The organism is Pseudomonas sp. S11P7 (genome assembly GCF_023195435.1).
GTDB classification, from domain to species: Bacteria; Pseudomonadota; Gammaproteobacteria; order Pseudomonadales; family Pseudomonadaceae; genus Aquipseudomonas; species Aquipseudomonas fluorescens_G.
Genome location: NZ_JALPKS020000002.1, coordinates 5,254,825 through 5,268,675, shown reverse-complemented (window position 1 = coordinate 5,268,675; position 13,851 = coordinate 5,254,825). Strand labels below are relative to the sequence as shown.

At 56.0% G+C, this 13,851-nt stretch carries 12 protein-coding genes and 1 tRNA gene; 1 reads left to right on the top strand and 12 read right to left on the bottom strand.

Features of this window, described 5'->3' with window-relative positions; genetic code table 11:
- Positions 1-560: 560 nt before the first annotated feature.
- From M0746_RS24130 to M0746_RS24075, 12 genes are all read right to left on the bottom strand, one after another.
- Positions 561-1,478, bottom strand: a complete 918-nt coding sequence (locus tag M0746_RS24130) for a putative phage abortive infection protein (RefSeq protein ID WP_150756822.1) — start codon at positions 1,476-1,478, stop codon at positions 561-563.
- A 129-nt stretch (positions 1,479-1,607) separates the two neighbouring features.
- Positions 1,608-2,432: a DUF5677 domain-containing protein gene (locus tag M0746_RS24125; protein ID WP_150756821.1), complete on the bottom strand. Its 825-nt coding sequence runs from the start codon at positions 2,430-2,432 to the stop codon at positions 1,608-1,610.
- Positions 2,433-2,648: 216 nt separating this feature from the next.
- The gene (locus M0746_RS24120) at positions 2,649-2,924 is read right to left on the bottom strand and encodes a hypothetical protein (protein ID WP_150756820.1); all 276 of its coding nucleotides are present in this window, start codon (positions 2,922-2,924) and stop codon (positions 2,649-2,651) included.
- Positions 2,921-3,901 (bottom strand): integrase domain-containing protein, encoded by a 981-nt coding sequence (locus M0746_RS24115; protein ID WP_150756872.1) that lies wholly within the window; start codon positions 3,899-3,901, stop codon positions 2,921-2,923. The genes M0746_RS24120 and M0746_RS24115 overlap by 4 nt, the downstream gene beginning before the upstream one ends.
- Positions 3,902-4,809: 908 nt before the next feature.
- Positions 4,810-6,132, bottom strand: coding sequence for a tyrosine-type recombinase/integrase (locus tag M0746_RS24110; RefSeq protein ID WP_258450854.1), 1,323 nt, complete (start codon positions 6,130-6,132; stop codon positions 4,810-4,812).
- Positions 6,133-6,304: 172 nt separating this feature from the next.
- Positions 6,305-6,380 (bottom strand) — tRNA-Thr (locus tag M0746_RS24105).
- Between the two features lie 75 nt (positions 6,381-6,455).
- On the bottom strand, positions 6,456-7,292 hold the full coding sequence (locus M0746_RS24100) for an FkbM family methyltransferase (protein WP_258450852.1): 837 nt from the start codon (positions 7,290-7,292) through the stop codon (positions 6,456-6,458).
- 344 nt (positions 7,293-7,636) lie between these two features.
- Entirely contained in the window at positions 7,637-8,872 is a 1,236-nt protein-coding gene (locus M0746_RS24095; protein WP_258450851.1) for an SAM-dependent methyltransferase, read from the bottom strand.
- Complete coding sequence (locus M0746_RS24090; RefSeq protein ID WP_258450850.1) at positions 8,853-9,542, bottom strand: ABC transporter permease; 690 nt, start codon at positions 9,540-9,542, stop codon at positions 8,853-8,855. The genes M0746_RS24095 and M0746_RS24090 overlap by 20 nt, the downstream gene beginning before the upstream one ends.
- A complete protein-coding gene (locus M0746_RS24085; RefSeq protein WP_258450849.1) occupies positions 9,539-10,234 on the bottom strand; it encodes an ABC transporter permease in 696 nt (231 codons plus the stop codon). Before M0746_RS24085 ends, M0746_RS24090 begins: the two co-directional genes overlap by 4 nt.
- Before the next feature lie 77 nt (positions 10,235-10,311).
- Positions 10,312-11,061, bottom strand: a complete 750-nt coding sequence (locus M0746_RS24080; protein WP_258450847.1) for an ABC transporter substrate-binding protein — start codon at positions 11,059-11,061, stop codon at positions 10,312-10,314.
- Between the two features lie 13 nt (positions 11,062-11,074).
- Positions 11,075-11,848 carry an ABC transporter ATP-binding protein gene (locus M0746_RS24075; protein WP_039756564.1) on the bottom strand — a complete coding sequence of 258 codons (774 nt, stop codon included), beginning with the start codon at positions 11,846-11,848 and terminating at the stop codon, positions 11,075-11,077.
- Between the two features lie 543 nt (positions 11,849-12,391).
- Here M0746_RS24075 and gabP point away from each other — a divergent pair.
- Entirely contained in the window at positions 12,392-13,783 is a 1,392-nt protein-coding gene (gene gabP / locus M0746_RS24070) for a GABA permease (protein ID WP_258450846.1), read from the top strand.
- Positions 13,784-13,851: the final 68 nt, after the last annotated feature.

Sequence of the window (13,851 nt, the reverse complement as noted above, 5' to 3'; positions counted from 1 at the left end):
TTCTATCTATCCGATCGGCTAAATCAGCGGGGCTTGGGCGCGTTGTTAGGAACCAATGGCGCAGAACATGCCGGCTAAATAAAAGGTTCCTACCACTACGCTGCTTAGTAATATGCCAATAGAGAAGGACATTAAGAGGACCCAGAATAGTATCCATGTGGCTTTGCCATATCCTGAGGAGTCTGTACCAAAGAGTGTTAGCGGTTCAGTATTCATGTTGCGCAATTTTTGAGCGGTAAGACGGAAGTCAAGCAGACGTGTTACCACGGCTGCGGAGCCAGAAATAGATGCAACAAGCAGCGATAGGAAGGCGAGTAGAAATAGTACAGCCAATATCCCTGTGGGTTTGAATGAAGCATCACGCAGAAGAGAAAGGAGAAAGCCTAGACCTCCCACTGACAGTCCAGAAAACAAAGCGAGGGCGGTAGAGAGCTGGCTAATAGTTTGCCCTTGCCACCTTACGAAGCGCTCATTGCCCAACTGTGATACCTCCTGGGTCATAAAAAATAAGCTAACAGGCAAACAAAAGCGTAGCTTTTGCGGGGCCAGTTAGCAACTAGTTATACTTTTTGCGAGCTAGTCTTGAACTGTGTGCGCCCGAATGCATTTTTTTCATAAAAATCCTTTGTTGAAACTAGTAGTACATGATCGCTTTCTTTGATTTTGAATGGCATGTGCTCAAGAAATGAGTAGCGCTCTATAAGTAACTTGAAATTCCAGTAGGTGTCGGAGTTGTCTGCGCAATAGCAGTTAATGGCTAGTAGCTGGGTTGCGTCATAGCTTAGAAACGATCTTACGATGTTGCTGTACATTTTTTCACTTGGTGCAAGTTTGCTATTGGCTAATGTTTCTTGGCTGAATTCTGAGCCAATACTTCCGTCAGGTACGTTTGTGGCTATAAATTTCAGGACTTGGTACAGGACTCTAAAATAGTGGCCGCAAATACCATTATGTTTTTCTAACGCATTTTTCGCGTCTTGTAGATCGGAGTGATTCTCCGAAAATACAGAAAGCCTAACAATGTCTAAGCCTGATCGATCGTTTGTATACTTTCCAGTTGGCGTGGATATTTTTTCGAGAGCTTTGTTGTGTTGGTCGAGCAACGAGAAAAAGGTGTTTTCAAACTGCTGTTTTGCTTGTGTGTCAGATTGCTTGTTTAGCGCTGCTTCGGTTTTTTCTTGCGCAGAGGCGGATCGCTCAAGCTCTATTCTGGTTGATTCAAGCTCTTTGCTTTGTAATACGATTGTTAGTAAAAGCGCAATCAGGCTTAAAAAGCCAAATATGGGATTTAATGTGCCGCCGAGGAAATCTCCAAATGTTCCCCAATCTGAATTTTCATTGCTGAACCCGTTGTTGAACTCCATGAGATATAAGGAGAGTACAAAGCCGAAGACGCCTGTTGCGATCCCCAATATCCAAGTTATCCATTTGAATAGATTTCGAGGGGTTATGCTCTCAAACTTTTCTTCTAGGTTCAATTTATTGCGCTTCCTTGTGCAGCGTAACTTTTGGTTAACGGGCGGGTTTTAGCCTGTTCCAGTAAGCGATGCGAACGATTTGAGCGATTTGTTAGGCTGGCAGCAAAAATGCTCGATGCTAAAAGCATATTAACTCTCCTTGACTACTGCAAGCCCTGTTGCAATTGCAGTCTCCTTGAACGAGTTTTTAGATGCATGAGCTGCTGCAACGATGAATTCATTGCCGAGTGATGCTAAAAGGCCGAATAGTGTGTCTATGCTGGCCCCGGCCATTAAGTACAAGGTCGAGAGCGTTTGATGAAAGTGGCAATCCAAGCTCTCTTGATCATGGGGTGGCTTCGCCTCATAGGCTCCTAGGTGAAAAACGGCTCCGTAAATGGTTCCGTGCAGTGCTTCTGATGCATTGGCATAAATTGTCAGTAGACTCATGAATAATCCGGTACTGCCTAGCTTTGCTTCGATCACAGCAGCTCTTTCAGGGAGGGAAATATTTGTCCATCGTGTTTTTTCTCTTCCGCGTTCACTGGTGAATTTTGCAATTGCTACGCGGATTTCGTCTGGGAGGTCAAAGTCTCCTCCGTTGAGCGCAAGGCGTGCTTTAAGCTCCCCATTAACTTCAATGGATTGATCTAGACTCCGGCCAGCTTTGTTCAAGGAGTAATCAAGATAATCTGAAAACACCGCGTCTGTGCATAGCTGAAGAAAGCAGAAATTCGTAATTCGTTCTATTAGTGCTCTTGAAATAATGTAGGCTTGGTTAGTGCGGCCATTCTCACACAGCAATCTTATTGAAATCGCGTCTTCGATGATTGCAGAGTAGATTGCAAAAAGGTCTGAAATTCGCGATTGACTACTCTGGTTTATGAGGTTTACATTTTCTACAAGTAAATTTACTTGGCTGTCTAAAAAAGAGGCCAATATTTGCGAGCCGGCGCGGGTGTTTATGATTGTCATTCTGGTTTCAAAGGCCTAACTATAAGGCGACCCATATAAGGTGATATTTTTTGCCACCTGTGTCGCATAACTTTCCTTGTCTCCGCATAATCCCTTGATTCCATTGAGTAGTACGTTTTAGACGCGACAATGAGTAGGGAAGAAGCGACAAGACTTACCCCGAGGCTACGTAAACTTTGGTGGTGTGTCTATGGTCCCGTTAGGATCAGGTCTCACTCAGAGATTGAAAACCCATGACGTATCTAGACGTCGAGCGAGCAGGCGGACCGTTAGCAGGTAGTAGTACCGCGTCGCCTCGCTGCGTCGATCTAGGCGACACTCAAGAAACCAAGTCACATGCTTTCTCTTCCAAGCCCAAGGCGTCTCTAGTTGCCAACGCTCTTCAATTTCAGCTTGGATAAACTTCGCCTGTCGCAAATGGCGTTGCCGCGTCGCATGCGATCCGGTCAGCACACCAGCCAGGAACAATTCCATATCGAAGGGCTTACTCATGTCCGTCCTCCAATGTACGCAGCGACCACGTCAATCCGACCGTGACCCAACTCATAGCTGATTTGTCGTCGAGCCTCATGATCAAGGCCCCCATCTACCTGGTAACATCTACCGCCGTTGATAGGCGCGCGATGATGGGTAATCCACTCATAGCGCTCACATGCGAACGCGGCCCTGAGTTCATGAAAGCCTTTGAGGTTGTATGCATGCAGGATGTCCCGCGCCGGGCGGACGACTTTCTGCAAAACGCTCAGGTAGCTTTCGTTTGACGCTATCAGGTTGCGGCTTCCCGCAGGCGAAGCCTGCTGCGCAAATCCAAGCGCGCCTCGAACATGCGCATCCACCGAAATCCACCGGGGTGCCGAGGCACCGGCGCGGCCGCCTTTGGTGCCGTCCTGAATGTTAATCCTGCCTAGGTCGTTAGCCTCACGGCTTAACCGTGGCAGGTCAGCCAAGATGGCCTCACGCAAGCGCATGCCGGTGGATCGCGCCAACAGAACGATCGCGGCGACCCGTAGCTGATGATGCCGGCAAAGCGCATCGACGATCTGCTTAACCTGTTCGTGCTCTTGGCCCTGCGGCACCGAGTGACGAACACAGGTGCGCTGCATGCCCAATGCCTTGCTCGGACTTGGCAGTTTCACATGCTGATCACCGCGAAGCGCTGCCATGGTCCTGTTCACGCTGGATAGGCGGTTTTGTGCGGTACTAATAGCAAGATCACCGCGCCTAACCAAGTCGCACAGGTACGCTGCGTAATCCACCAACATTTTCCGTTCAATCTGGCGCGCATCATTGATACCGGGCCCCTGTTCGGAACGGCACCACTTCACGAACGCCTGCCACCGATCACTGTGTGCCTTGACCGTGCCGTAGTGGCCACCGCCGAACACGTCTTTCAATGCCTGGGGCCCTGCATAACTCAATTGCCTGCCGTAACCGAAATTACGACCATCGCGTCTACCCACTAATGCCATGTCGGTCACCTCATGTTCCGTTCTCCCGTTCTCGCCCCCACGTCATCCCGCCAAGAATGCTGAGTGTTATCAGGGATCAAGGCCCCTGCGACCTGTGGGGTTTGTCCACTACGCAGGACTGGCGGCTCCTTACGACCGGGAGCTAGGGCATCTCATGATCTGACCTCCTGAACACTTCCGAGGAAGCGGGCGGGTGGGGGCTGCATCGGCTGACGAAACCAACGCCGCGAGATCCTGAGTCAGGTAAAAGCAGTGATGCGATGACCGGGGCATGCCTGACTGTCAGTCAGGTGCAGTCCATTCCCTGGGCTGCGGCACCATCATCTGCATCGCTGTTGCGGGTGACTTCCGGTGTTTGTCACGCCGATTGTCACGAAGGGGAATGCCGCAAAGCCTTGTACGAGTTGGGCTGCAGCAGCGGTAGGAGCGCCCGTCTCTTTCCGGAAGAAAGAGACGGGCGTAGGTTGGCGCAATGAAATGGCCAAGCGGATAGGTTGCTGCAGGGCAGCTATGAAGGGGGATGAGTTGCCGCAGTGGGCACTCTGGTAGAAGTAGGCATCCATCACATCGCTGTGACCGTGCGAGCCGCCGGACGCTAATCGCACTTTGGGAGAACCACCACGGTGTGGCGTAGCCTTAAAGGTTCTGGCTACCTGGGTTGCTGTCAACGACAGCGCTTTGCCCGATCTTTTCTACGCCTGTGGATAATTCGGGTCAAGGCTCGAATTTTCGGGAGTTCTGCGGCTGTGGATGAAATTATCCACCGGTGGAAATCAGTGGTTTTCCACAGACAGTTACGTGGGCTTTAGATTTTTTAAGTGAGGTCCATCCAAGCAGGGCGGCTTTGCAGCCCTGTTTGGATGGACCCGCGTGGACAAGAGGATCGCTGAGATATGAAGACCGAGCGCTTACTCAGTTGCGCCACGTTTTGCTTTTAGGCGAGTGACGTTCGCTCCGGTCTGGTTCGCGAATTCGTGTGGAGTGACATGCTCCTGCCGGTTGGCCTCCAGATACCGGCTCCACCAGTTCATGATCAGCCTGCGCTCCTCGATGAACTCGGCCTTGTGGATGTAAGCGGCGCGGACGTTGTTGCGCTCCTTGTGGCTCATCTGCCGTTCAATAGCCGTCTCCGACCACAATCCTGACTCGATCAGTGCGCTGCAGGCCATCGAACGAAATCCATGCCCGCAGATATCGGTTTTGGTGTCGTATCCCATCGTCCGAAGCGCATTGTTCACGGTATTTTCGGACATGGGCTTCCAGGGTTTGGCATCCCCTGCGAAGACCAAGTCAAATTTGCCTGTGAGTGCATGGATTTTTTCGAGTAGCGCCACTGCTTGCGGCGATAAGGGTACTAAATGGATATCCCCTGCCATCTTCGTACCCCTTGTGGAAAAGGGTACTCCCTCCAACGCGGGTCGAGTGTCCGGTATCTCCCAGGTACCGCGCTTGAGGTCGAACTCGCTCCAGCGTGCGAAACGCAGTTCGCTGGATCGTACAAACACATGCAGCGACAGCATCACCGTCAGACGGGTAAGTGCCCGGCCTTTATAGGTGTCGATCCGCTCCTGCAGTTCCGGCAGTCGCGATAAGGGTAGAGCGGGGCGATGTACCACCCGCGGGGCTTTGATCGAGCCTTCGAGATCGTAAGCAGGGTTTATGGTGATAAGCCGGAGGCGCTTTGCCTCGCGCATGATGCTCTGCAGGTAGTTTTGTACCCTTAAAGCAACGTCGATCGTTCCGCGCTTCTTGATCGCTTCCAAGGGCTGCATGAGGTCATGGGTGTCGAGGTCGACAATGGCGCGGGCGCCGATCAGCGGGAACACGTGGGTTTTGAGGCGACTCATCACAGTCTTGGAATGGCCTGGTGCCCACTTGGCCGACATTTCCGTATGCCAGTCGAGCGCAACGCTTTCAAAGGTTCTGCCTTTGATCACGGCTTCCGCCTTGGCTTGGTGCTTGGTCTCTATAGGGTCAACGCCATCCGCCAGCATTCGCTTAACTTCCAAGCGCTTGCGGCGCGCATCGGCGAGGCCAATGACGGGGTAGTTGCCGAACGAGGTCAGTCCTTCGCGTCCGTCAGGTTTGACGTAACGGAGCCGCCAGCCTTTGCGGCCATTGGGTTGGACTAGGAGGTAGAGGCCATCGCCGTCGAAAAGCTTGTAGGCGCGGTCTGTAGGTTTTGCCAAGCGGCAAGCTGCATCGGAGAGCGGAGCTGTGGTGCGCGACATAAGGGTACTCCCTTTTATCGAAGTGACCTGTATCCCAAACTCTACCCTTAAAACGGTTGGAATCCACCAGTTTCTGACGGAAACCAATGGAACGCCAAAACGAAAAAACCCGCCAGAAGGCGGGTTTTTCGGGGGTTCCAGAGATTTTGAAAGCCTTCTCTGGAACCTTGTATGGTGCCGGCACCAGGAGTCGAACCCGGGACCTACTGATTACAAGTCAGTTGCTCTACCAACTGAGCTATACCGGCGTGTGGGCGACGATTATAGCGATTGGGAAGATCCTGTAAACCCCTGAATTCAGACTATTTTTGCGTTGCCGCAAATCAGGCTCTGCGCAGTACGTTTCGCAGCTTCTGCACGGCTCGCACTGTGCGGCTGTTTTGCAGTGCATGCAGTTGGCTTTCAGCCTGTTCGGCGCGGTGCAGGGCGTCGGCGAGCTGGTTGGCGGTGTCGGGTTCGTCGGGGTTGAGCGGGTGGGCGAGGGCGTGGCCGTGGCAGAGCTGGAAGTTGTCGAGGGTGCAGGGCGGAATCTCGAACGCCGGTTTGAGGTTGAGGTGTTCGTCGGCGAGGAACCAGGTGTTGAGGCCGTCGAACATGACGGACTGGTAGCCGGCGTCGGTGACCAGGTGTCCCCAGGTGTGGTCGCGCAGCCATGGGGTTTCGATCAGGATGATCCATGGGCGGAAGCGGCTGAAGTCCATGCCGCGCAGGACGGTTTCTTCGTGGCCTTCGACGTCGATCTTGAGGAAGTGGATTGGGCGGTCGGCGGCGTGTTGTTCGCAGATCGAGGTGAGAGTGCGGGCCTCGACGGTGAAGCTGTGGACGTTCATGCCGAGGTCTTTGCGTTGTTGGGCAACGATGGGGTCGGCGGTGGACAGGCCGGTGTCTAGGATGCCGTAGAAGGTTACGGCGCCGGGCTGGTCGCTGGCGATGCATTGCATGGTGGTGTCGCGCGGGCGTTGCTGGCAGAGCGCGTCGTAATAATCCTGCATCGGTTCGACGTTGATTCCGTGCCATCCATGATCGTAGAACGCTTTGGTGACCGAGTCGTGGTTCGGGTCGTTGGCGCCGACGTCGATGTACAAACCGTGTTCAAACTGCTTGAGCGCGCGCCACAGGCGGACATCTTCGAAGTTCTGTGCATAGGAGATGAACGTCACGGTCGCTTCCTGTCGGTCGATTTTTATTATTCAGGCATGTGCCGGCGAGGCGGAGAGGCTTTGTATAGCAAGGCTGGCGGATGCTCGCAATTATTCGCTTTGGATGCCCGGAATTCGGCGGTTATGCCGTTTTGATTGGCGGCTTATGCACAACTGGAAGCGTTGCTCACTGACTTAGTGCAGTTTTTTAGCAGGCATTCTCATTTTGTATGCAAATCGCTGTTTTGCCGGTTTTTTATTTATGTGAACAAAAAATGACCAGAGCAGCATAAGCGCCAAAACAGGCGGAGGTATTGGATCCACGCAAATTTCATCAACAGAGTTATCCACAGGTTGGCGGGCTGTTATCCGCGCTCGGCCAAGAGCAGCAGATTGCGCGGCGTCAGCGCCGTTTCGCAGAATATGCCCAGACGCACGGCATAGCCTTGCTCGACCAGAAAAAGCGCACGATCCAGATTCAGCCAAAGCTCCAGTGGCCGGCGGAATAGACCGCGCAGCAATTCCAGGTTGCGAACTTCGGCCAGGCGCTGCCAACCGGCGGCTTCCAGATTCTCCCAATCCGTCGAGCCGACTGTGGATAAGTCCTTGAGGGCTGCAAGATCGCGGCAGTAATCAGCGAACGGTTTATCCAGCCAGGCGCTCGGCAATGATGGGGTGGGCAAGTATTCGTCGACGCCTCGCAACTGCCGTTGCAGCAAGTCGAAGGCCAGTCGTCGCGCCATGGACGTGTCGCGCTGGCGTCGGACTCGTGCACCGGCGGTGACGGTTTCGCTCATCGGCAGGGCCAGATCTTCCCGCGATAGCCGTAGGAAAGATCGCAGGCCAGGGGACGACAATGCCTGATATTCACCGTGAACGGTGCGGTTGTAGCAACACGGCGCAATCGCCATCTGCTGGCACCCGTTCGCGCTGGCCAGTTGCATCAAGCGGACATGCAGATCGCCGCAAGCGTGGAGGGCGACGGGGGTGTGCGCAGCGTTCAGGACAGTGCACGCGTCTGCCGCCAGCGCGTCCTGTTCGATATGCAGAGCATGCAAATGGTGGCGCTGACTCAGTGCCTGACCGCTGGCAACCAATACTGGATCGTACTCAACACACGTCAGTTGCTGTCCTGCGTTGAGCAACCGCCGGCCCAGATGACCTTTGCCCGAACACCAGTCCAGCCAATGCGTCGGCGGCGATGAAAAAGCCAAACGGCTGGCAAACGCCTCGATCTGTTGCCATTTGCGCCCTGGCACATCGACATTCAAGCGGTGGCCGGCGGTTTCAAGCGCATGCCCCGGCAGCGAACCGACCGCACTCAATTTTGCCGATAACTTTGCCAATGACGCGAACGGCTCAGGCGCATCGGCAAGGTCGGCAGGCTGGTTATGAGCGTGCTCCGCGTCGTCCAGTGACCGCCCGCGTAGCCACGAAGACAACTCGGGGTAGGACGTTTCCCAAGGAAGCGAAAGATGAGTGAACGGACGAGGCTTCCAAAGCGCCTGATGCTCGATCAAAAAAGCATCCAGCGCGCGGAAGCGGGCGAGTAGGGCCTCGCCCGACAGCACGTCGGAAGATTCAGCGGCCCTGGCAGGCATCGACGCGCAGCCAACGCTCCAGCAGCTTGAAGCCGCGCACCAGCACGTAGGCCATGACCAGATAGAACACGCCGGCGGCGAAGAAGATCTCCACTGGCAAATAGGTGCGGGCAATGATCGTGCGCGCCATGCCGGTCAGCTCGAGCAAGGTCACGGTGCTCGCCAGCGCGCTGGCCTTGAGCATCAGGATCACTTCGTTGCTGTAGGCCGGCAAGCCGATGCGCGCGGCACGGGGCAGGACGATGTAGAACATTGCTTTGGGTCTGGACATGCCCAAGGCCCGCGCGGCTTCGATCTCGCCGGGTGGAATCGCCTGAATCGCGCCGCGCAGGATTTCGGCAATGTACGCTGCCGTGTGCAGCGTCATGGTCACGGTCGCACACCAGAACGGATCGCGCAGGTATGGCCACAACGCGCTTTCACGCACCGCGTCGAACTGTGCCAGGCCGTAATACACCAGGAACAGTTGCACCAGCAGCGGCGTGCCACGGAAAAAGAAGATGTAGGCGTAGGGCAGCGAGCGCACGTACCACAGCTTCGAAGAGCGGGCGATGCCCAGCGGAATGGCGAGCAGCAGGCCGGCGATTACCGCAATGGCGACCAGCTCCAGCGTCAGGGTCGCGCCTTGCGCCAGTTTCGGCAGCCACTTGATGATCACTTCCCAGTTCATTGGGCGCTCCTCGCAAAGCCGCGCGCGGCGCGTTTTTCCAGGAAGTGCATGCCGGTCATCGCCAGTACCGTCAGGCCCAGATACATGACGGCCGCGACCATATAAAAGGTGAACGGCTGTTTCGACACGGTCACGCCGATTTGCGCGTGACGCATGATTTCTTCCAGGCCGATCACGGAAACAAGCGCGGTATCTTTCATCAAAATCATGAACAGATTGCCCAGGCCGGGCAGGGCGATGCGCCACATCTGCGGCATGATCAGGCGGGTGAAGATCCGCCATTTCGACAGGCCCAGGGCCTGGCCGGCCTCACGATGGCCCTTGGGAATGGCGAGGATCGCGCCGCGAAACACTTCCGTGGCGTAGGCGCCGAAGCACAGGCCCAGGGCGATCACGCCGGCGGCGAAGGCATTGAGTTGCAGGTCGGGGTTGCCGAAGTACTCGCCGAGGGCGCGCATCAGGTTGACCGTACCGAAGTAGATCAACAGCACCCAGAGCAATTCCGGAACGCCACGTACCAGCGTCGAATAAGTACCGCCAAGCCATTGCAGCGGCTTGTACGGGGAAGTCTTGGCCAAGGCGCCGAGCAGGCCGAGCACCAGGCCCAGGCCCAGGGCGGTGAGGGCCAGTTGGACGGTCATCAGCGCGCCGGCAGCTAGCGCCGGGCCGAATCCGTAGAGGTCGATAATCATGGATTTCTGTTCAAATTGCGGCAGGCAAAGTCGGGAGCCGGCGCCGTTTGGTCACAGCGCCAGTCCCACAGGTCAGATCAATAGATGCTGAACGGGAAGTACTTGTCGTTGATTTTCTTGTAGGTACCGTCAGCGACGATTTCCTTCAGTGCGGCGTTCAGCTTCTCGCGCAGTGGGTCACCCTTGCGCACGGCGATGCCGATCTTGTCGCTTTCGACGACCGGGTCGCCCTTGAACTCGTAGTTCTTGCCAGCGTCGGTTTTCAGCCAGTCGTAGTTGGCGTACTTGTCGGCGAGGATCGCGTCGACACGACCGGAGGTCAGGTCGAGGTAGGCGTTTTCCTGGGTGTCGTAGAGGCTGACCGAAACGTCATCGCCGTAGGTGTCTTCCAGCCAGGTGCCGGCCAGCGTCGCGCGCTGGGTACCGATCTTCTTGCCTTTGAGCGAATCCTTGTCGGTTTTGAAGTCGACGTTTTTCGGTGCGATGAACTGCAGCTTGTTCGAGTAGTACGGGTCGGTGAAGTCCACCGCGCCCTTGCGCTCTTCGGTGATCGACAGCGAGGAGATCAGGAAGTCGAACTTCTTCGCGTTCAGGGCCGGGATGATGCCGTCCCAGTCGGAAGTCACGACGGTGCACTCGACTTTCATCTTCGCGCACAGGGCGTCGCCGATTTCCTTGTCGAAGCCGACGACCTGGCCGCTGGCGTCTTTGTTGTTGAACGGCGGGTAGGCCGCTTCGATGCCCATCTTCAGTGTCTCAGCCATGGCACCGGCGCTGAACGCCAGGGTGACGGCGGCAGCCAGGAAGACCTTTTTGAAATTCTGCATGCATGTTGCTCCGTTAGCGGTTGCTGGACATGAATTGTTTGCAGCGCGCCGAAAGCGGGTTTTCGAACACCTGCTGTGGCGATCCTTGCTCTTCTATAAGGCCCTGATGAAGGAACACCACTTCGCTGGAGACCTGACGGGCGAAGCCCATTTCGTGGGTCACGAGCAGCATGGTGCGGCCTTCTTCGGCCAATGCGCGGATGACACTAAGTACTTCCTGAACCATTTCCGGGTCAAGCGCAGAGGTGGGCTCGTCGAACAGGATCACCTTCGGCTGCATCGCCAATGTGCGGGCGATGGCCGCGCGTTGCTGCTGACCGCCGGACAGTTGCGCCGGGTAGGCGTGGCGCTTGTCGGCGATGCCGACCTTGGCCAGCAGCGCTTCGGCGACTTCGATGGCTTCGGCCTTGCTCTGGCCGAGTACGCGACGCGGGGCTTCGATGACGTTGTCGAGCACGCTCATGTGCGGCCACAGATTAAAGTTTTGAAATACAAAACCAATCTCCGAGCGCAGGCGATTGATTTGTTTGCCGTCGGCGGCAACCAGTTCGCCGTTCTTCGCGGCTTTGAGCTTGAGTTCTTCGCCGGCCACCAGAATCTGGCCCTGGTGAGGGTTTTCCAGCAGATTGATGCAGCGCAGGAACGTGGACTTGCCGGAACCGGAGGAACCGAGGATCGAGATCACATCGCCATCGCGGGCGGTCAGCGATATGCCTTTGAGCACCTCAAGCTGTCCGTAGCGTTTGTGCAAGTTGCGGATTTCCAGCGCGGGCGTGGCCTCAGCCATGTGCGTTCCTCATATATGTTGCGCTCCTGCTGTTGGCGGGCCTTCCAGGCGAGGCGGCCAAGCTAGCATAGCGTTTCAATGGCAGCCAACAACGCCAGGAGCGGTAATCGGGTGGCCTGTGGCAGGGTGTCGCATCGGCGCAGCAGTCTGTCGCCCCATCAACAACCGAACGGGTGTTTGATCAAGCACGCCCGTGGGTGTCGCGTAAAAAAAGGCGCGATGTTGCCAGCTTTGGCGGGGTGTTGGAAGCGCTATCCGGCCGAACGTTGCTGATTCGCACTTTTTCTGTGCGTCGCGGACTTTTTCTGTGTGTTTCTGGTGCGCTTATTACTTCTGAAAGTGAGTCGCAGGGTAACGCTTTGGCGAATAGCCATTAAACTCAAGGACTTGCATCGGACGCCGTAGACCCCGGCATTCAAGGGTATGAAACATTTTGGCGCAAATATTGCGTGCAGAATAAGGAACAGCCCGTTGGATTCTTTTTACGAGAAAGAATTTTCAGACCGGCCGGATGCACCCGCTTTCCTTGCAAAGGTAGTCTCTATGAGCAGTACCCCAAGCTCCAATGGCCTCGAACAGGGGCTCAAACCGCGTCATGTGACCATGTTGTCGATCGCCGGTGTGATCGGCGCCGGTCTGTTCGTTGGCTCCGGCCACGCCATCGCTGCTGCTGGCCCGGCCGTGCTGCTGGCTTACGCTGCTGCCGGTACGTTGGTGGTGCTGGTGATGCGTATGCTCGGCGAAATGGCTGTCGCCTCGCCGGACACCGGTTCTTTTTCAACCTACGCGGACCGCGCGATCGGTCATTGGGCCGGTTTTACCATCGGCTGGTTGTACTGGTGGTTCTGGGTACTGGTGATTCCACTGGAAGCCAACGCCGCTGCGACCATCCTGCACGCGTGGTTCCCGGGCGTGGATATTTGGGCATTCGCGCTGGTCATCACCCTGCTGCTGACCGTGACCAACCTGTTCAGCGTGAAGAACTACGGTGAGTTCGAGTTCTGGTTCGCTTTGATCAAGGTGTTGGCGATCATCGGTTTTATCGGTCTAGGCCTCGCCGCCATTTTCGGCTTCCTGCCGACCAGTCAGGTCAGCGGCGTTTCGCACCTGTTCGACAGCGGTGGGTTCCTGCCCAATGGCATGGGCGCCGTGCTGGGGGCAATTCTGACCACCATGTTCTCGTTTATGGGGACCGAAATCGTCACCATCGCGGCGGCGGAATCGAAAGACCCGGGCAAGCAGATTTCCAAGGCCACCAACTCGGTGATCTGGCGGATCGGCCTGTTCTATCTGGTGTCGATTTTCATCGTCGTGGCGTTGGTGCCGTGGAACGATCCTACGCTGGCCAACCTCGGCTCCTACCAGACTGTGCTTGAGCGCATGGGCATCCCGAATGCCAAGATGATTGTCGATATCGTCGTGTTGGTGGCGGTGACCAGTTGCCTGAACTCGGCGCTGTACACGTCTTCACGCATGCTGTTCTCGCTCGGTAAGCGCGGCGATGCTCCGGCCATGTCGACCCGCACCAACAAGAGCGGCACGCCTTACTGGGCGGTGATGCTGTCGACCGGCGCAGCGTTCCTCTGCACCTTCGCCAACTATGTGGCTCCGGCTGCGGTGTTCGAGTTCCTGCTGGCCAGCTCCGGCGCCATCGCCCTGCTGGTGTATCTGGTGATCGCCTTCTCGCAATTGCGCATGCGCAAGCAGCGCGTCGCGCGCGGCGAGAAAATTGTCTTCAGCATGTGGCTGTTCCCGGGCCTGACCTACGCGGTGATCATCTTCATCATCGCGGCCCTGACCATCATGCTGTTCCAGGAAGCCCACCGCGTCGAAATCCTCGCCACAGGCCTGCTGAGCTTGCTGGTGGTGGCTGCTGGCTTGCTGGTATCGCGTCGGCGCAAGCTGGAAAAGCGTGGTGCGGTGGTGTTGAACTGAGTCGCAACGCGTGATGTGAAAACGGCCGCTGTCAGGGATGACGAGCGGCCGTTTTTGTTTCTGCGCAG